20 protein-coding genes and 1 riboswitch are annotated in these 18,882 nt (G+C 41.1%); of the genes, 10 read left to right on the plus strand and 10 right to left on the minus strand.

Features of this window, described 5'->3' with window-relative positions:
* Window positions 1-12: 12 nt before the first annotated feature.
* Window positions 13-123, minus strand: a riboswitch (SAM riboswitch).
* A 74-nt stretch (window positions 124-197) separates the two neighbouring features.
* Together LF822_RS20550 and LF822_RS20555 are read right to left on the minus strand one after the other, a co-directional pair.
* Entirely contained in the window at window positions 198-1,340 is a 1,143-nt protein-coding gene (locus LF822_RS20550) for a trans-sulfuration enzyme family protein (protein WP_371925980.1), read from the minus strand.
* A gap of 73 nt (window positions 1,341-1,413) precedes the next feature.
* Window positions 1,414-2,007: an NUDIX hydrolase gene (locus LF822_RS20555; RefSeq protein ID WP_253925972.1), complete on the minus strand. Its 594-nt coding sequence runs from the start codon at window positions 2,005-2,007 to the stop codon at window positions 1,414-1,416.
* A 187-nt stretch (window positions 2,008-2,194) separates the two neighbouring features.
* On the opposite strand from LF822_RS20555, the gene LF822_RS20560 reads away from it, so the two are divergent.
* Together LF822_RS20560 and LF822_RS20565 are read left to right on the plus strand one after the other, a co-directional pair.
* The gene (locus LF822_RS20560; protein ID WP_253925973.1) at window positions 2,195-2,374 is read left to right on the plus strand and encodes a hypothetical protein; all 180 of its coding nucleotides are present in this window, start codon (window positions 2,195-2,197) and stop codon (window positions 2,372-2,374) included.
* A gap of 104 nt (window positions 2,375-2,478) precedes the next feature.
* A complete protein-coding gene (locus LF822_RS20565) occupies window positions 2,479-3,900 on the plus strand; it encodes a hypothetical protein (RefSeq protein ID WP_253925974.1) in 1,422 nt (473 codons plus the stop codon).
* Window positions 3,901-4,392: 492 nt separating this feature from the next.
* On the opposite strand, the gene LF822_RS20570 is transcribed toward LF822_RS20565, so the two are convergent.
* Entirely contained in the window at window positions 4,393-5,181 is a 789-nt protein-coding gene (locus LF822_RS20570) for an alpha/beta fold hydrolase (RefSeq protein ID WP_253925975.1), read from the minus strand.
* 181 nt (window positions 5,182-5,362) lie between these two features.
* Here LF822_RS20570 and LF822_RS20575 point away from each other — a divergent pair, with 181 nt between their 5' ends.
* Entirely contained in the window at window positions 5,363-5,947 is a 585-nt protein-coding gene (locus LF822_RS20575; protein ID WP_253925976.1) for an SCO family protein, read from the plus strand.
* A gap of 176 nt (window positions 5,948-6,123) precedes the next feature.
* Here LF822_RS20575 and LF822_RS20580 read toward each other — a convergent pair whose 3' ends face one another.
* Entirely contained in the window at window positions 6,124-6,654 is a 531-nt protein-coding gene (locus LF822_RS20580; protein WP_253925977.1) for an RNA polymerase sigma factor, read from the minus strand.
* Between the two features lie 276 nt (window positions 6,655-6,930).
* On the opposite strand from LF822_RS20580, the gene LF822_RS20585 reads away from it, so the two are divergent.
* Entirely contained in the window at window positions 6,931-8,205 is a 1,275-nt protein-coding gene (locus tag LF822_RS20585) for a helix-turn-helix domain-containing protein (RefSeq protein WP_253925978.1), read from the plus strand.
* 43 nt (window positions 8,206-8,248) lie between these two features.
* Here the strand turns inward: LF822_RS20585 and LF822_RS20590 are convergent, their stop codons facing one another.
* The gene (locus tag LF822_RS20590; RefSeq protein ID WP_253925979.1) at window positions 8,249-9,154 is read right to left on the minus strand and encodes a DUF1002 domain-containing protein; all 906 of its coding nucleotides are present in this window, start codon (window positions 9,152-9,154) and stop codon (window positions 8,249-8,251) included.
* 164 nt (window positions 9,155-9,318) lie between these two features.
* Here LF822_RS20590 and LF822_RS20595 point away from each other — a divergent pair, with 164 nt between their 5' ends.
* Together LF822_RS20595 and LF822_RS20600 are read left to right on the plus strand one after the other, a co-directional pair.
* On the plus strand, window positions 9,319-9,690 hold the full coding sequence (locus tag LF822_RS20595) for a DoxX family protein (RefSeq protein ID WP_253925980.1): 372 nt from the start codon (window positions 9,319-9,321) through the stop codon (window positions 9,688-9,690).
* 61 nt (window positions 9,691-9,751) lie between these two features.
* Entirely contained in the window at window positions 9,752-10,273 is a 522-nt protein-coding gene (locus tag LF822_RS20600) for a type 1 glutamine amidotransferase domain-containing protein (RefSeq protein WP_253925981.1), read from the plus strand.
* A gap of 143 nt (window positions 10,274-10,416) precedes the next feature.
* Here the strand turns inward: LF822_RS20600 and LF822_RS20605 are convergent, their stop codons facing one another.
* Window positions 10,417-11,577 carry an acyl-CoA dehydrogenase family protein gene (locus tag LF822_RS20605; RefSeq protein WP_253925982.1) on the minus strand — a complete coding sequence of 387 codons (1,161 nt, stop codon included), beginning with the start codon at window positions 11,575-11,577 and terminating at the stop codon, window positions 10,417-10,419.
* Between the two features lie 181 nt (window positions 11,578-11,758).
* Here LF822_RS20605 and LF822_RS20610 point away from each other — a divergent pair, with 181 nt between their 5' ends.
* Entirely contained in the window at window positions 11,759-12,136 is a 378-nt protein-coding gene (locus LF822_RS20610; protein WP_253925983.1) for a VOC family protein, read from the plus strand.
* Window positions 12,137-12,191: 55 nt separating this feature from the next.
* Here LF822_RS20610 and ytvA read toward each other — a convergent pair whose 3' ends face one another.
* The 3 genes from ytvA to LF822_RS20625 all read right to left on the minus strand — a co-directional run bounded on the left by ytvA (window position 12,192) and on the right by LF822_RS20625 (window position 14,488).
* Window positions 12,192-12,983, minus strand: coding sequence for a YtvA family blue-light photoreceptor (ytvA, locus tag LF822_RS20615; protein ID WP_253925984.1), 792 nt, complete (start codon window positions 12,981-12,983; stop codon window positions 12,192-12,194).
* An 85-nt stretch (window positions 12,984-13,068) separates the two neighbouring features.
* The gene (locus LF822_RS20620; RefSeq protein WP_253925985.1) at window positions 13,069-13,629 is read right to left on the minus strand and encodes a nucleotidyltransferase family protein; all 561 of its coding nucleotides are present in this window, start codon (window positions 13,627-13,629) and stop codon (window positions 13,069-13,071) included.
* Between the two features lies 1 nt (window position 13,630).
* Window positions 13,631-14,488, minus strand: a complete 858-nt coding sequence (locus LF822_RS20625) for a LysR family transcriptional regulator (RefSeq protein WP_253925986.1) — start codon at window positions 14,486-14,488, stop codon at window positions 13,631-13,633.
* A 112-nt stretch (window positions 14,489-14,600) separates the two neighbouring features.
* Here LF822_RS20625 and LF822_RS20630 point away from each other — a divergent pair, with 112 nt between their 5' ends.
* On the plus strand, window positions 14,601-15,809 hold the full coding sequence (locus LF822_RS20630) for an MFS transporter (protein WP_253925987.1): 1,209 nt from the start codon (window positions 14,601-14,603) through the stop codon (window positions 15,807-15,809).
* A gap of 565 nt (window positions 15,810-16,374) precedes the next feature.
* Here LF822_RS20630 and LF822_RS20635 read toward each other — a convergent pair.
* A complete protein-coding gene (locus LF822_RS20635; protein ID WP_253925988.1) occupies window positions 16,375-17,274 on the minus strand; it encodes a LysR family transcriptional regulator in 900 nt (299 codons plus the stop codon).
* Between the two features lie 115 nt (window positions 17,275-17,389).
* On the opposite strand from LF822_RS20635, the gene LF822_RS20640 reads away from it, so the two are divergent.
* Together LF822_RS20640 and LF822_RS20645 are read left to right on the plus strand one after the other, a co-directional pair.
* Window positions 17,390-18,388: a YeiH family protein gene (locus tag LF822_RS20640; RefSeq protein WP_253925989.1), complete on the plus strand. Its 999-nt coding sequence runs from the start codon at window positions 17,390-17,392 to the stop codon at window positions 18,386-18,388.
* Window positions 18,389-18,400: 12 nt separating this feature from the next.
* Entirely contained in the window at window positions 18,401-18,853 is a 453-nt protein-coding gene (locus LF822_RS20645) for a GNAT family N-acetyltransferase (RefSeq protein ID WP_253925990.1), read from the plus strand.
* Window positions 18,854-18,882 lie beyond the last annotated feature (29 nt).

Consider the following 18,882-nt stretch of genomic DNA (forward strand, 5'->3'; position numbering starts at 1 on the left):
AGTCATGTCCTCCTCTTATCTCTCAGACCTTTATGATCTGTAGGAATTGGCACCTTTTCAAACCGATGTTTGTAGGTTGCCGGGCTTCGCAGGGCCTAGTCCCTCTGCCGCTCTTGATAAGAGTTATATTAGTTAGGTGGGCTATGTTAATGAATTATAAGCATTGCATTTTGAGTTGTCAATAATTTTCCGAATATTTATTTAATCGAATCCCGGATTGCCTGCTGAAACTGAGCAGCAATATCTTCCGCTTCTTCTATGCCGATGGACAAACGGATCGTATAATCAGTAATGCCCAGGTTTTCTTGTTCTTCAGGCGACAGTGCACGATGAGATGTACGGATTGGGTAGGACACTGTAGTCTCCACCCCTGCCAAGGTTGGGGCTAATTTAATCCACCCCAGGGATTTGAAAAAGGATTCAAAATCAACTTGCTGAGCAAGCTCTATCGTAACAATGGCCCCATTTCCACGGTCAGAAACAAACTCAGGATAGTAAACTTTTTCAACTCCATCGTCTTTCTTCAGAACGCTGGCTACATGTTGTGCATTAGCAGACTGCTGCTTCATTCTTAAAGCAAGCGTTTTAGAACCGCGCTGAGTGAGCCAAGCTTCAAATGGACTCAAGTTCGTACCAAGACCGATAATTTTCTGTTTTGCTTTCGCAATTAAATCCTTGTGTCCTGTCACTATACCTGACGTTACGTCACTATGCCCCCCAATATATTTAGTAGCACTGTGAGCTACTAAGTCAACACCCTGCTTATAAGGCTGCAGTAAGTAAGGGGTAGCAAATGTGTTATCCACCATCGTTTTTAAATCGTATTCTTTCGCAAGTGTAACGAGACCTTGAATGTCCTCCACCCGCAGGAAGGGATTAGTAATCGATTCCGTATAGAGAAGCTTCGTATTTGGCTTAATAGCAGAACGTATGGCATCAGGATCAGCAAAGGAAACCATAGTATACTCAATTCCAAAGCTGGATAACTGTTTAGTAATGAGCTGGTGGGTCCCTCCGTAAATATCTTCAGCAGTAACAATATGATCCCCTGCCTGCGCTATGGAAAGGATTCCAGCCATAATTGCAGAAATTCCCGAAGAAGCCGCTGCCCCGTCCTCCGCTTCTTCAAGATTGGCTGCGGCCTGTCCTAATTCGTCAGTGTTCGGATTGTTTTCTCTCGTATATAGATAAGGTGTCTCTCCGGAATAATAGCTTTCTAAGTGGTCTAAATCACTAAATGTGAAAGCCGACGTCTGGTAAATCGGAGTCGCCTTGCTGTTTAAAGCTGTGGTTTGATTCAATTTATTATGTACAACACGTGTACTAAATTGATTCGTCATTCTCATCCATCCCTTCAATCAGTTGTTCCCAACAGTATATCTTATCCTTATTGTATGTTGTCAAAAAATCATATTACTTTGTCTGCAGAATCTCCTGTATCACATGCTGATAGTAGTTAAAATCATGAGGACAAAAGTGATGCCGCTGCAGGGTTTCTTTTTGATGAGTAATAATTGATTCTGCAATCAGAAAGTTCCTGTTTTTAGAAATCATACTTAGAAAATCCTCAAGATTTACTTTGACCACATCTGTTACTTCTTCATTCATCGTTAACGAAAGTGCTTCATTGTAGGGAAACAGATAAATATGGCATATTTCCCGATCGTTAAAGGTTTTCATTCGAAGCTGCTCTTTATAAAAACCAGTATAACTGATTTTTTCTTCTTCCAATAGTAACCCTAATTCTTCGTGGATTTCCCTTAATCCACCTTCAATTCGACTCTCGGCCACACCGATATGACCGGCCGCAGTAATATCATATAAATTAGGAAAGTCTTTCTTAATATTAGAACGTCTTTGAAAATAAATCTTTGTTTCGGTCTCCAAATGACTATAAAACCAGCAGTGAAAGCTTTCATGCCAATCTCCATCGCGGTGAATCTCGTCTCTATCTTTTTCACCTATAGGGGTCAACCAGTCGCTGAAAATTTTTAATGTTTCTCCCATACGCTCACAATTTCTCCTCGCCATTTAGTTATACTCATTAGTCTATCATAGAACGACAAAAAACGAGGAAATTCGTTTAAAATTATACCGGTAACTCATACTAAAAATAAGGGCTGAATAAAATGGAGATGTGGCAATTATTGCCGGCAAAATATAAAACCTATTCTTTAATAAGGGGGATATCCCATTGACGAGAAGGAAATCGAAATCAAACAGAGGAATGACAAATGAAGCAGCGGAGATTTTTTCCCACCCTTCTAAAATGAGCGAGGTTTTCAGCGAAACAAATCATAAAAACGAAGGGCATCATGATGAAACAGAAGCAGATTCTATGTTGGAACATTACTCCGATCAGAACAAAGATTAAACGTTCAGACTGAAGCTGGGCGTTTATTTCTTTATTTAATCCTCCTAAAAATCTGGTATCCTAATAGTAAAGCAGCCAAATTTTTCTAGAGAGGACACTGGTATATGAAGAACAAATCCAGGTGGATTGCCATTGCTGTCATCGCTGTCGGCTTTGCAATTGCCGTGCAGTGGAGTATGAGTGACGAGGACAATGCAACAGAGAAGTTACAGGTATTTCAAAATCCAAGCGCTGATGAAATCGACCTTCCAAGTGCAATTGAGGAAGTGGAAAGCCATGAAGAAATTGAACAATTTTATGAGCAGCAGGCACCAGGATACCAAAAAGCTAAGAAAATGGAAATTGTGCAGACACCAGATCAATCTTTCGCCATACCGGAGCATGAAGGAGCTTTAACCGTCGATGAAATGTGGTATTCACAGCACCAGCTTATGATATACTACAGCATTGACTTAGCCGTATTTATGGATAAAGAAGATTCACCCCATAACTCCTTCTTTAAAATTTCAGAGATCAACCTTCACTCACCTGAGGGTGACCTTCCTACCCAGTCCCATACTGTTCACATGCATGGCATGGAGCATCAATCTTTAAAAACATATAATGGTAAGCTGTACGGATTTGCTGCTATTCCACGGTTAGAACAAGAGGGAATGGACAGTCAGGTTCCTGGACAAATACAGGATACAGCTTTAGAGGAAGAAGCGTTAACATCATTCAGACTTGAAATGAATGACGGTTTTCACAAAACAGAAGAAGAAACAGTAAAGTATACATATGATCCAGGTCAGGACACTCTCCACACCGAAGAGTTTAATAAATCCTTCGACGAGAATGGTTTAACCGTGATACCTAAGAAGATAGATTTTGGTATTTCCAGTAATAAGATCAGCTTTGAACTAGAGCACGACGATTATGAGGTAGTAAATTTGAAAGGAACATTTACAGCAGATGGAGAAGATATTCCCATAACTTCTATTTACAAAAACAGGAAAGACTCACAAAACTTTATCACGGAACTTCCCTCAAGCAATAGTATCCCTGAATCTATAAAAATAGATGTTGATTCGGTGGATGTTGTTCGTGATGAGGAATACTCTTTTGAAATAGACGTAAGTGATTACGACGAAGTGGTGGAAGAAGGGAACCAGCAGGAAAGAATGCAGACGGACGAGAAGATAGCGGAACACTTAAACACGGACATTATACTTAAGGAAAAGACCTATAATCCTTCTATGAACTCCCAGTTTATGCTTTCCTACGAGCCACAGTCTGATGATGACCCATATTTTTTAAGCGCTCAGCCTGGTAACCCCTATGAAGGATTCAATTCAACTGAAACTTATACCATTTCCGTAGACGATGAAGAACTCAACCCGAACCCCGGAATAGGCTACGGCGGCGAACAGACTATACTGGACATCTCCAGCTATTCACTTGAAGATGCAGAGAAGCTCCAGGTTGATTTTAAGAAGGCAGCAATTTCCCAAAAAGTAAGTTTAACTGAAGAAATAAAAATAGACTAAGCAAGGGTCATGCCCTTTCTTCCGACTGGTGAAAAAGCTTGGATGGATGTACATATGGTATCTCATTGTTCCTCCATTAGAATCTAGAGATAAGGAACAGGAAAAAGCGCCGCTTTTAAGCGGGTTAGGCGGAAAGTCTCCTCGATCTGCGATCTCCGGGGTCTTTCCTGGCTGCTCGTCCCGCAGGAGTCGTCGCGTTTTTCGTTCCTTTTAATCAAAAGAAGCCCTCGAAACCATCACAAGAACATCTTAGCCGCCACTTGGTTTAGTAATCAATTATCGAAAAAGGGTTTTAGGAAACGGCGAGACTCCTATGGGAGAGACGAATCAGGTGTGACCCCGGAAGGCCAATAAGGCCTGAGGAGGCACACCATTCGCCCATGGAAAGGGAGTCGTTTCCTAGAACCCTTTCCTCCTGATCCTGCAAGGAATGGATACACACTTTCGAGATGAAAAAGAAAACGATGGTTTCTCAACAGTCCGAAGCAAGGGTCATGCTCTTGCTTCGTCTTTTGTTACATATGTCCGGTTGAAAAAATCAAGGATGGATTGATTTACAGCTTTACTGTGGGTAGCTGGGAGTTGATGGTAGGCTTTCTCTACTATAACAAGATTAGCCTGGGGACATTCCCGATAAAAGGGAGCGTGGTGATTAACCCACTCGGCACGGCCTCCATACATTAACAGCATAGGCATATCCAACTTGTCTAACTGACGACTGCAATCGTAGAATAATGACTCTTTATAATAGCTGTACCACACATCTGGATCAGACTTTAGAATATGGTGATACTGTTCCAGTTTTACTCTCTCATTTTTAAAATGCGATTTGCTCAGGATCCTGGCTAAGGAATCCGGCTTCTTCTTCAGCCATGCCATACCCGTTAAGAACTCCATCTTTAAAAGCTTAGACTTCACCTTAGGGAAGGCTCCAGACAATATTAAACCCTTTACACGTTCAGGATATTTCAATGCAAAAGCCTGAGCTGCAGATCCCCCGGCTGAATAACCGAATAATAACACTTGATCAATATTCAAATGATTGATAACTGTCAATAGCTCATCGACAAAGTCGTCAATCTTAGGGTTCAGCTTTATCGAGTCAGAGTCACCGTGCCCGCTTAAATCTGGAAGAATTAAGCGAAAGTGATTACTAAGCTCAAGCTGGTAATTAAAAACTTTCCTCCCCATACCTGGAGGATGGATACATAGGATTGCATTACCAGTTCCCCGATCCTCATAATAAAGTCTCTGTCCCTCTTGATTTAAAATGTATCCCATAATGCCATCCCCCGACTTTTTTACCTAGTGTTTCCGTTTGCTATTTTGCCCATACGCAATTGTGAAAACTACATGAACATTTTTTCAAGCTGGAGGTACTCGTTCATTTGCAAATTGACCTCTCATTCCAGCAGTCGTAAACTGTAAGAAGGTACTTAGAATGTGAGAGGAGTCTCTTATAATGAAACAACGAATACTTATGACAACACTTTTGCTCGGGCTATTACTGTTACTGACTTCATGTGGAGAGAAAGAGCTGGAGGATCCCCTCGAGTGGGAAATTGACAATATAAGCGGTACTACACAGTCCGGAGAAGATTTCTCTGTTGATGATATGGAAGGTGACGTATGGCTTGCTAACTTTATTTTCACTTCATGTAACACCGTCTGTCCGCCCATGACCCGTAATATGACAAAGGTTCAAGATCAGCTTGAAGAGGAAGGTATTGATGCTGAGATTGTATCTTTCAGCGTTGATCCAGAGGTAGATACTCCTGAAATGCTTGAAGAATTCGCCCAGGCTCAAGATGCAGATTTCTCTAACTGGTCCTTTATCACAGGGTACTCACAGGGAGAAATTGAACAATATGGCCAGGACAGCTTTAGAACTGTTGTGCAGAAACCTGAAGAAGCCGAACAGGTTAATCACGGCACCTCCTTCTTCCTAATGGACAAAAATAATCAAGTCATGAAGCATTATAAAGGCGAGACAGACGTCCCGTATGAGCAAATCACAGAAGACGCCGGAATCCTTGCTGACCAATAACAAAACGAGCTGAAATGGATTTTTTCCTTCTTATTGAGAAACCGTCATTTTCTTTTTTAACTCGTGGAAACATTCATTGTATAAACAAGAGGAAAGGGTTTTAGGAAACAACTAGCTTCCCAAGGCCCTGCACGACGTGGGGTCGTTAAGCCGGCAGACCTAAGAATCCGTTAACTTTACCCGTGTGAAGCCACGGATTCTCTAATCTCTCCGCCTATACGATCTCGCGCTCGTTTCATTCTGGTTTTCAGTGTATTTTCATTTAAATGGAGAACGTGGGACATTTGTTTTACAGATAAGTCATGAAAGTAATACATATTTACAGCCTGATGGTAATCGGGCTTTAAATGATCAATCGCTTCATGTATATGATGGTATTCTTCCTTTTCCACAATAATTTCTAATGGGTTGCTGCCTTCCGCTTCCGTACAGTGAAGCCATTGATCCTCCCAGGGGGAGACGTTGCGCTTTGTGTAGCTCCTCAGGTGATCTTTACAAAGGTTTATCATAATACGAAAAACCCATGCCTTCATATTTTTACCCTGCTGGAAAAGGTCAAAGCGTTCGTAAGCCTTCAGCAAGGCCTCCTGCACCATATCTTCAGCTGTCATACTCTCTTTCACATAGCACATGGCTGTTCGCAGTAAGGCAGCGTAGTGATCAACTACGATTTCATTCAGACTTTGCTCTCGATTGATGTCCTTCACATTGTCCACTCCAATAAAATTGATCCGTTTTCATTTATCGTACAATATTACCATCATTTAGAAATCTAGTTTTTGTACTAATATCATGAAACAATTTAGCAATTTTTTTAAAAAATTTCCTTTAACCGCCGTTTTATGTCTTGTTTTTTACAAAAATATTTCATTAATGTTACTTTATACCTATTCAAGAAACGACAAAATCTGTATCATGGTTTGTAAAGGAATTCAAAAAATTGTATAACCATTGTTTTAATGTAAGGATTAGGAAGGTGAATAATGGTGAATATCGGAAAAAGAATTAATATCTACCGTAAATTAAATGATATGACGTTGAATGATTTATCAGGAGATACCATTTCAACAGCTCATTTGAGTAAAATTGAAAATGGATATCGTCATCCAGGGAAGACAACCTTACTAAGAATTGCTTCCTCACTGCATCTTCCTTCTGCATTTTTTGAGAACTTTGAAGAAGAGGATCCTGAGGTTCACCACGTGCTTAATCAGCTGGAACAATTTATCATTACTCAAATTGATAAGGCATCACCTCTAGTAGAAACGATCGTGGACAACTATTACACTTATCTTTCAAATGTCTATCAGGAAATTTATTTTCTGTTGTTAAAATGCGCATTCTATTGTAAAACAAAGGATTATAGTCGTGCTGAAGCTACTTATCAAACGTACATATACCCATTTATCGATAAAGATTACATCACGAAAGCTCCCTTATATATACAAAACGCCTACCACTACTGTGAAGGTATACGGCATTACCAACAATCTGATTTCGAATCCAGTCTTTCTCACTATAGGAGTTACAGCTTAGAAAACCAGACTTTAGGGGTTAAGGCTGCACTCACTTATAATATTGCCGTTCTGTCAAATGCCGTGAAAAAATACCGTGATGCCGCGGCGTTCAGTCACGAAGCTCTCAATTATTATGAAGCTCTCAGTATGCATAGAGAAGTTTCTATGGTTTATAACTTAATCGGGGTCATTTTTTTAAATCAAGAAGAGTTTGGGAAATCAATGAATTACTTAACTCAGGCAGAGGACATTGCCGAGGGCCTGCCAAATGGACGCTTACTCACACAGATACTTCATAATAAGGGTGTCGTTATGCGTAAAGATGGGGATAACAGTGAAGCAAGCAGCTATTTAGAGAAAGCTCTGCAGCTTAAAGAAGCAGAAGGGCTGAAGGCAAACAAACAAATATCCTACCACTCTCTATGTAAAGCCTATATTAATTTAAATCGGTTAGACGAAGCACGACAGCTTTTCGAAGAAGCGAGAGAGGAAGTTAGAAAAGAGACGGATTACTATTATCTGCTGGAGGCCTTTCTGGACTATTATTATAAAAATGAAAGCTATGCAGAGTACCAGAACAGTTTAGAAGAATGCATTAAGTTCTTTGAACAGGATCCGGATCAGGAACCATTGGAAACCCTATACTTGAAGCTGGGAGACCACATGTACGAAACCGGAAAATACAAAAGAGCAGCTGAATGTTATTTGTCTCATATAAAAAAGAACGAAATCAAAACATAAATAAACACCTGAGTCCTGTATTGAGAGACTCAGGTGTTTTATTTTAATTAAATACAGATCGGAAAAAGTCTGTCAGCGCATCAAAGAACTCCTGAATTGCATTAGAAACATTGTTCCAGAAACCCTCGTCATTAATAACATCCTGCAGTCCGCCTGTTAATTCATCAAGCTGATTTCTTACTTCATCAAAATTTATATTTAAATCACGCATTTGGTCAAATAAATCAATTAAACGTTGACGATCTTCTTCACTAAGTTCAATATTCAAATTGCTCAGCTGGTCCTCAACGATTTGTTCAATCTCTTCCCTCGTAGCGGGATCCTGCTCAGCAATAGCTTTCTTAATTTCAGTTAGAAGCTCACTCACTTCAGCCTCGTCAACTCCCTCTTCATCTGCAAGAGAGGTAGCTACATCCAGTTCTTCACTTGCGACTTCCATGCGGTCTTCATCTAAAGCTACTCCTTTTGCGTCGTACGCTTTATATATACCAGTCAGTGCAGAATGGCCACTCACTTGAACGGACGAGGCAACAAGTACATCCGCATTTTCAACACCGGCCGTTAATAATGCATTGTTGTACATTTCTTGTGTTACTTCGGTAATATTTTCGGGAGTAACAATTTCAATATCGATCCCTTCTCCGTCATCCTGGTGAATAATTTTTACGGATGAGTACATGTTAGAGTTCGGATTACCCCCTATATACTCAGCTATATCCTGTCCCGTAACGGTGAATTCATCCACCTCTTCATGTTGATCTACTTCTAATGAATCGGAAACTTCACTTTGCTGAGAATCAGATAAGGCCTCCCCATATACTACGATAGGCAGCCCAAGCTTTTCGTTAATACCTTCGTTTCCTCCGGTGGACGCTTGTACGCCCTGAGGCAGAAAAGAGGCAGCCATTATAATAAATGACAACAAAAACAGACCGATACGATTATTCATTCATTTCGTCTCCTTAGTTATAAATTCAAACTTACTTGTGATTATGCTAAACTTAACCTTTATTATACTAAATTTTTTTAAATAGGCACCTGCTTTTTTGGATTATTCTTCCGTCAACTTATAATACGATTGATTGAGCGATTTAGTTTCAAAGGAGTGTGTACATGAGTATTTTCAAGACCATCACCTTATATATATTCGCCATCGCCTTGTTCTTAGCGGGGGTCGCCCATTTCGTATATGATGAAGGCTTTGCTGTTATGATCCCTGACTTTTTGCCTTACCAGTTAGAACTCGTTTATATTACAGCCATCATGGAATGGATGCTTTCCTTGTTTCTCATTTTCCCCCAGACAAGAAGAGCAGCCGGTATAGCTACAGCGATTTTCTTACTAGCCGTACTGCCGGCCAATATTTATGCTGCCATAATCGGCGCGCCCGCCCCATGGTCGGACGAACCTAATTTAATTTTACTTTGGCTGCGTCCGCTTCTTCAGCCTTTGTTAATCTGGTGGGTGCTAGCTGTTTCGAAATAGTATCATGGTCTCCCTTTTATTTGATACACTTAACATAGGTTAAATCTAAAGGAGGCTGACCGTGAGATTAGAAAATAAAAAAGTAATCGCCCTTGTGAGCAAGGATTTTGAAGATCTTGAATTATGGTATCCCGTACTTCGATTACAAGAGGAAGGGGCAGAGGTACATCTTGTTGGAGAAAAAGCAGGTGTTGAATACCCCGGAAAATATGGCGTTCCGGCTGTCTCCGATTATGCGTTTGAAGATATCGATCCTTCTGCATACGATGGTATCCTCGTACCTGGTGGCTGGTCTCCTGATAAGCTGCGCCGCTATGAAGACGTACTAAACATGGTACGGCATATGGATGAACAAAAGAAACCTATTGGACAGATCTGCCATGCTGGGTGGGTACTGATTTCGGCGAACATTCTCGATGGTCGAAAAGTAACCAGTACACCCGGAATTAAAGATGATATGAAAAACGCAGGTGCTGAATGGTTTGATGAAGCAGTTGTGGTGGATGACCACATTGTTTCTGCACGTCGCCCACCTGATCTGCCGCCTTACGCGAAAGCTTTCGCTGATTTACTGGCAGAATGAACAAAGAAACGCGAGTGTCTGGGTGCTGGAGCTGGATGTCACTTTTTTTAAAAAGAAATCTACAGTTTGGGATTTTATAATTACCTGGACAAAGAAAAAAATCCCGCTCTTCTCCACAAAGAAGGCGGGATTTTTCTGTCTGTCTATTCATTTAAAGCCTGTCCCGCCAGCATTCTTAAAACGGCATCATCCATTGGCGGATTGTGAAGCCCTGCTCTCACATCACGATAGTACTTTTCGAAGGGCTCAGATTTAGAAAGACCTCTCCCTCCGGCAATTCTCATGGCAAGGTCAACTACCTCTGCTGCAGTGTTTGTAACAGCTAATTTAACTGCAGCCAGCTCGCCTCCCATGTGTTCACGCTTCTCAGGTTCCTCATCCCATCTTCTCGCTATAGCATACATGAAACTGTGAGCCTGCATCAGCTTCCATTCCATTTCTCCTATTTTATCCTGGATATGACTAACCTCTGCAATCGGTGTATCTAAACTATTCGGCTGAAAATTTTTAGCAAATTTAATGGCTTCGTTACGCGCAGCTACAGCAATTCCAAGATAGCAGGCTGGAATATGAAGCAGCCATCCCTTAGGAGATGGTTTGCCCTCACGCTTTCTTTCTACTAAATGGTCCGTGCTTAGCTCTACATTTTCTAAAACTAAATCATCACTGGCGGTGCCCCGCATTCCCAGCGTATCCCATGTTTTCTCGACTTTTACACCAGGCTGATGACGATCGATGAGGAACCAGCCAACTTCTTTTATATCATCTACGTAAGCCGAGACGATATAATAATCAAGATGCTCCGCCATCGACGTAAATGTCTTCCGGCCATTTATTACGTAATTCTCCCCTTGTCTTACCGCTGTAGTTTCAGGAATTCCTCCACGTGTCGGGCTCCCTGTAGCTGGTTCAGTTGCTGCTCGGTTAACAACGACCTGGTCTTCGAGTATATGCTCTGCCAGGCTGAGAAAATGTTTCTTCGTCCAATTTCTATCCTGGCTCAGCTCCATCATAACGCCGACATGCCATCCAATAGACAAAGCTACTGAACCATCGCCCTCGGCTATTTTTTCTTGTAAAAATAAAAATTCATATAACGACAGGCCTTCTCCACCTATTTGCACAGGCAGGCTTAAGGATGGATAGCCTTCTTGTTTTATCACTTTTAACGTTTGGTAAGAAAACTCAGCCTCACGATCGGTTTCTTCGATATGTGACCGAGCTTCTTCAGCAATATTTACTGCCTTTTCGTAAAGACGCTCGTGCCTCTCATTTCTCAACCATGTGCGTATGAGATCACTCATCTTCTCACATCCTTTTTGAACCTATAGTCAAATCATACAAAAGCGATAGAGATAATGCGAATCATCCGCTTTATCTACGCTTTTATTATATACAACCCTGTTAAATTATCCTGGGTAAAGGGTTTCCCGGATGAAGAGTAGAATTAATGTAAGGAATAACTATTTAGAAGGAGGCTGTCTAATGATCCATCCGATTCACCCGCAGATTAATACCGTGTTTGTCCATGTGACCGATTTAGAGCATTCTGTTGAGTGGTATGGTCAGTTACTGGGAATAAAAACAGATACCTCGTTTATAGAAAAACCAGTATACACTTTTTCTTTAGCGAACCATACGAGTTTAACCCTGGGTGCAGGTCCGGCTGGTAATGAACCGAAATCCTTCCAGCCGATTCCCTGCCCTCTGTTTAATATTCACACAAATGATATTCATAAATCGTATTCTTTTGTAGAGGACCGCGAAATACAAATAGCTCAATCTATTACTGAATATGAGGATTTTTCTTTTTTCAACATTTATGATCCAGATGGTCATATCGTTATGATTTGCAGCGGCTGAAAATTTCAGAACAAAAAAGGCTGTCGGGGAAAGACAGCCTTTAAGCCTCAATAAATTACCTTATTTCCTGTAAAGCTTGTTTAACTGATGAATAACTGTGTAACGACATCTCTGAGAAATCAGCATAAGGAGTACTCTGCATGGCGAAATTCGGTTTTACCCCTGTAAGTAAAAGAGTGGTGCCCATTAAATTAAGCAGCTGATTTAACTGATAAATCCCCATGTGTATATCTTCATTAAAAGTATACACCCCGGATAAATCCAGAATGAGGTAGTCCTCTTTCGCCTCCTGGACGTGGTGACTGACCGTTTCCAGCATTTGCTGCAGACGGTCCTCATCTATGGTTCCGATCAGCGGCAATACGGAAATACTATCTTCAATAGGTACAATAGGAGTTGATAACCTTTTCACCTCTGAAGAATAGTGACCCACAAGGCTTTCCGCCTCTCTTCTTTGGGTAATGTCCTGCTGCACACCAACAAAAAAAGTTTGATCCATATGATTGATATGTACAGGATAGATCTGTAGTTCATTCCAGAAGGTAGTGCCATCTTTCTTATAATTTAGTATTTCAACTTGGACAAACCGGGATTCACCTAACCCAGCCCTTATGTCCTTAACCGTTTTGGGGTCGGTTTCTTTTCCTTGTAAAAAGCGGCAGTTCAGGCCAAGCACTTCTTCCGCCGAATACCCTGCAAGTTCTTCAAATCCTTTATTAACATATATAATGGGATTATCTTCCTGACTTGGGTCAGAGATGACTACTCCTGCCCCAACATGATCAATAGCGGCTTTTATAAATTCATTCTGCTGAATTTCCTCCAATTTATCTAGCGAATATTTCATATGTACAGTCCCCTTTAGAGAATTATAATTACTTTCATAATAAAAGGTACCATCTCAAAATTCCAACCAAAAGGATATCAGATACCTACCATGAAAAAATCCTTAACTTCGGCCAACGCTTTTTCCACTTCAAAGCTTTCTGCTCATACACTTCTTTCGTTACTATTTTCTTATTGGGACGGACGATCATGTGAAATAGATCGTCCACTCCATACGGCGCGTAAACTAAATAACGTCCATTTTGTTTTTTTATCCCTATGGAAGAAGCTGTGGATGGCCATGTATTTATGGCTTCCTCTACCGTTTGATAGGGATTGACAGGCTTGTGAAATTTATCTTCATACCATAAGTGAACGCGTGCTTCATTAGTAACATCGATTGAAAATGGCAGATAGTTAAGCTGTTGACGAAGGTGCCCTTCAATTAGACTCTCCTCACGCCCGCTTAGATCCGTCTTGTCGTGATAAACGATATCTATATCCCCTATCCCATACCCTTGAGGGTATGAGCTTAGATAGTTCCATACCGATTGAGTGATACAACCTGCTCCAATGTAATAATGACAGAATTCTTTTTCCGTTTCTTTAAAAACTTCTTGAAGAAACTCAGTTTGTTTGATTATTTGGATCAGCTCATCGTTTCCCAAATCAGACGCCCTCCCAAGAATGATTTAAAAGCAGCTTGATAAAAGCGGCTACTTGAGGAAGATCACTCAGTTCTTTATTAAAACAGACCCACGTCCTGCGTTTCATTGACCGGCCGTTCAACTGCAGCGGAAGATGAGGAAGTTTCCATAACTCTTCTTCTACAATACTTTCCGGTAGGACTGTAACACCTAGACCGGTCCTCATTAATTGCTTAGCTGTCTCAAAATGATCAACTTTCATTGTACGACGAATCTTAATTTTATTTTGCTGCAGCATCCATTCTTCAACAAGCCTCTGATATTCAGCATCGGTTTTAAATTCTATAAACGGTCGTTCTGCTGTTCCATTCAAAGATACGGTATCAAATAAATATAGAGCATCTTTAAACAAAGCATGGTTTACATATCCCTTTATAGGCTCCCCTCTTACGATCGATACGTGGTAATCTCCTGCTGCCTGTTTAATTTCTGCACTTGTTCCCGTAACAAGGTCGATTTTGACGTCTGGACTAGCTGTAGTATACTTCTGCAGAATATAAGGCAAATGATGCTGGCTGATTAGTGAGGATGCTCCTAACGACAATGTTCCGCTGACAGTCTCTTTACTGCGGAGCAATTGATTATGTAATTCAGTTTCAGATGATAACATGGCGCGAGCATGCTTGAGCACGGTTTCTCCTGCCGGTGTTAACACAAGGCCTTTAGAAGTACGAATAAATACATCCACCCCTAAGTACTCCTCAATATACTTTAACCGCTGGGTAATGGCCGGCTGTGATATTAGAATGTTTCTAGCAGTCGCACGAATGGTGTGGTACTGATTAAGCTGCATAATAAGCTTATAATCTTCCAGCTTCAAATCTGCCACCTCGATTCATTTTTCTTATCACCTTCTATTATAAAACAATATTATTCCTATCGCTAAATGGAGAGTATGATAATTATTAACGATAGAATTGAGGTGATAGCATATGAATCACAGCAATACTCGAAAATTATTAGCTGGGTATTTTCTTTATGAATGCGGTCGCGCAATGTATTTTGTACTGGTGACATGGTTTCTGTATCAATGGACAGAGAATGCCTTATACACTGGATTGTTTGTAAGTTTTGGGTTTATACCGGGGCTCATTTCAAACCTAATATTTGGTGTTCTTGTCGACCGTTACAATCGAAAACGATTGTCTATCATCGCCGGAGGGGTAAGCGTTGTTGTACTAAGTGCACTGTGGACAGCCTTTTTATGCGATTTGACAACCCCCTGGCTCATCATTTTTACTCACATGATGCTTCAAACGTCAGGTTCATTGTTTCGCCCCTCCCTTCAAGCCTTAGCAGCTGAAGTTTATAAAGTGGAGGAGCTTCCGAGAATTTTTTCACTATCAGGATCTGCTACTATTTCCGGAAGTTTAGCTGGTGCAGGTCTTGGTGGTATGTTTTCAAGCTTTTTTACTATGACGCTGTCATTAATTATCGTGATTCTCTTGTACTCAGGCGCATTCTTAGTCATCTGGCTCCTGGATTATGTTCCCGCTTACCAACGTAACAATCGAGCTCAGTCTGATTTTTATAAGGAGATTTACTCAGGGTTTACTTACTTGCATTCTCATAAAATGCTGTATGGTTTATTCGTTATGATGATGATTGGTCAACTTACCTTTCATACTACTCTCGGATTCCTTTCCGTTTATACAAGTGACTTTTTAAAGCAATCAGCATTAGTATACGGTGCGCTGGATATTATGTTTTCCATTGGTGGGATTGCAGCAGGATTACTCGGAGCCTGGTGGTGGAGACACACTAAAAATCACCTCGCCATTTACGCTTTACTGACGATGTGCACAGGCTTAATTATATTAGGGTCGATTCCATCCACTGGCGCAGCCTTGGCCGGCATACTACTGGTCGGCACCGGAACTTCTATCGTGCGGGCGCTGCTGCAATCTGTTCAGCAAATAGCAACTGATCGCAGATTCCACGGCAGAATGGCCAGCTTTCGAATGCTCTGTAATCAGACCTCAGTCGTGGTAACAGGACCTTTATTCGGATGGGTTGCGCATACACATGGGGCAAATAATGTGTTTCTGCTCTTATTCGTTCCAGCTATGTTCGGACTTTTGTGGGCATGGTTTCAGTCAAAGCATCCACAGTTTGTAGATATTACTTCAAGAACAGCATGACAATAAGGTATGCAGAAGCACACCTTATTGTTTTCATGTATAGAATTCTTGATCTTTCGTTCCTGCCTTACCTAGCTTCTTCCTTGGGTGTTTTATAAACCTTCTCAACCTCAACTCCCAGTGTCTTCAAATAATCGACGATCTGGTCCAGGCTTTTCATAATTTCACCTCAATGTATTGTTAGGATTACTTAAAAAACTCTATGTCATGCTCTACGATTCACTAACTGATTATGTTTCATTTACTCTAATCTAACCATACCCCATAATTCATTCTCATATTCACTTTCGAGCATATTTACACAGTTTTTTTACATTTCTTTATTAAGCTGTATTAAATGCCGCAAGTGCAATAACCAAGGTAGCCGTTCAATTTTATAAGACCTTTATAGTTGAAGATTGAATAGACATGTATTCCGTACTTAGAAGGTATGAAAGGATGGAGAGAAACCGCTCGCTTTCTGCCAACCCTACTACTCACAAATGTAACTGAATTGGGTTATTGAACAATTGGAAAGTTAACTGCCAGACGATTGGATCCAAAGAAAGCACTTGAATCCCATTGTTTAGCCGAGCCTTTCATTAAAAGGATACAATGAATTTATGAGCTCGATAAACACGGATACATTCTTTGATATTTCTTTCTCATCAGCAGGAATTACATAAGAAAAGAAACGATTAGTTGAACTGAGAAAAGGCAGAGGATAGATCAGCTCATCCGCCCCCGAGTGTTCAGCTACTGTTTTTGAGATAATAGACATCCCTACTCCCTGCTTAACTCCTTCAACTACTCCATGATTACTTCCAATCGTGATTCGTTTTCCCGGACGAATGCTGTACCTGTCCCAAAAAGTTTCCATAACATCACGGGTCCCTGAGCCTTGTTCACGGCAGATCCACGTGTGATCCTGCCATTGATTGAAATCAGTCTCTTTCAAACGAACGGGATGATCCATCGGTACGACAACAACCATTTCATCCTCCATAAAAGGATAGGAATCTAAATCCTTTTGATTTACCTTACCCTCAACCAAGCCAACATCCAGGTCATGCAGCTGGACTCCTTGATTGATATGTTCTGTATTCTTGATGGTTACACTAAGTTCAACTTCTGGGTATAAATCGTCAAACGCTTTTAACAGTGAGGGAAGAATATATTCCCCGACTGTATAGCTTGCCCCTATACGTAACTTCCCTCGTAGCTGATGGTGGTAGTCGTAAACTTCAGTGCGCGCTTTTTCAAGCAGACCTAGTATTTGCTTTGCTCTTTGATAAACAATTTCTCCGGTAGAGGTAACTTGGAAGCGTTTTGGAGTACGGTCAATCAGTGTGGTTTGAAAGTGTTCCTCCAAGCTTTTGATATGAAAGCTTACAGTTGGCTGAGACAAATTCAACTCTTGGGAAGCTTTCGTAAAGCTCTCTAATTCAATGACACGGGTAAACGTTTGTAAAGACTCAGTTTCCATAGCTTCCATCCATTCATTAAAATTATTAATCCTTACCATTACTAAGTTCTATTTTACTAATCATTGTACCGCTCGTATAGTGGTTCTTATACAAGAACCATAAAGGTAGGATCGTATGTCACATTTCTATAAATCATACCAATCATTACTGCCAGGAATTGCTTTCACTTTCTCAATAGCAGCAGTTGGTTTTTTACTTGCATTGGCACCGGTATTCAGTCAAATTGGACCTTTATCCGTGGCGATATTGTTAGCGGTTGGTTATCGCCACTTTTTTGGTTTTCCGGTAAAATTAAGTGAAGGGGTCCGATTCTCTGCTCATAAACTATTAAAACTAGCCATTATCTTATTCGGTTTAAAGTTGAATATTCATATCATCTTTGAAGAAGGCATTCCTTTACTCCTCCGTGATTCTCTCGTTATTATTTTCAGTCTTGGTGTCATGATGATCTTATCGAGAACGCTGAAAGCAGACCATTCACTCTCCCTGCTTTTAGGTATTGGAACAGGGATATGCGGGGCATCTGCCATCGCAGCCGTCTCTCCTATTCTTAAAGTAAAAGAAGAAGACACGGCGCTTAGCGCGGGGATCATTTCACTAATCGGGACGGTCTTTGCAGTAACATTCATTATGATACGTCCCTTTCTGCCTATAGATTCAGAAAGCTATGGTATGTGGGCTGGACTCAGTTTGCACGAAGTCGCCCATGTGGCCCTCGCAGGAGAGCCAGCTGGGGAAAATGGTATGGGTATGGCTCTGTTAAGCAAGCTTGGACGTGTGTTCTTACTGGTCCCTGTGTGTGTGATTTTAATTGCGGTGGTGAAGCGAAAGAAACATCTACATTCCCCACAGAAGCTCCCTTTTCCATGGTTTTTAGCAGGATTCTTGATGATGAGTTTAATTGGAAGCTTTGTCCTGCCTTCTTATCTTCCTGCGTCAAATAACGTTATTGACGGGGTATCTTCCTTGACTTCTTTTATTCTAACGATGGCTATGGCGGGTCTAGGATTAAACGTGAGCCTGCGGGACGTAAGAGACCGGGCAATAAAACCGATTGCCGCTGTAACCATAACCTCAGTGCTGCTCAGCGTCTTTACATTTCTCATTTTATAAGGAGGCCGGTAAATGATTCGCTTATTAGACCATACCCACCTTCAGACGGCTGAACAAATTTTAACTGTTCAGCTGCCCTCTTATGAAGTAGAAGCCGAGCTTATTCAATCGACCGAGATCCCAAGACTGTATGATACGGCTGAGGATATTCTGCTGAGTGGTGAGACCTTTCTCGGTTATTACGAAGGAAGTGAGTTAGCTGGATTCCTTTCCTATAAGGAACAGGAAGGAGTAATTGATATCCATCGACTCGCGGTCGCTCCCGCTTTCTTTAAGAAAGGAATTGCCAAAGCATTGCTCACCCATCTATTTTCCTTTTCTCCGCAGTCCATCCTAGTCAATACAGCCGCTAAGAATAAACCGGCAGTCGAGCTGTATTTATCCTCAGGCTTTAAAATAACAAGGACACGTAAAGCTGCCCCGGGCCTATGGCTGACAGAATTTAAATATAAAAAAAGAGTGTGACCCTGTGGGTCTACACTCTCAAACTTTCG

The organism is Halobacillus sp. A5 (assembly GCF_024189315.1).
Taxonomy (GTDB): domain Bacteria; phylum Bacillota; class Bacilli; order Bacillales; family Halobacillaceae; genus Halobacillus_A.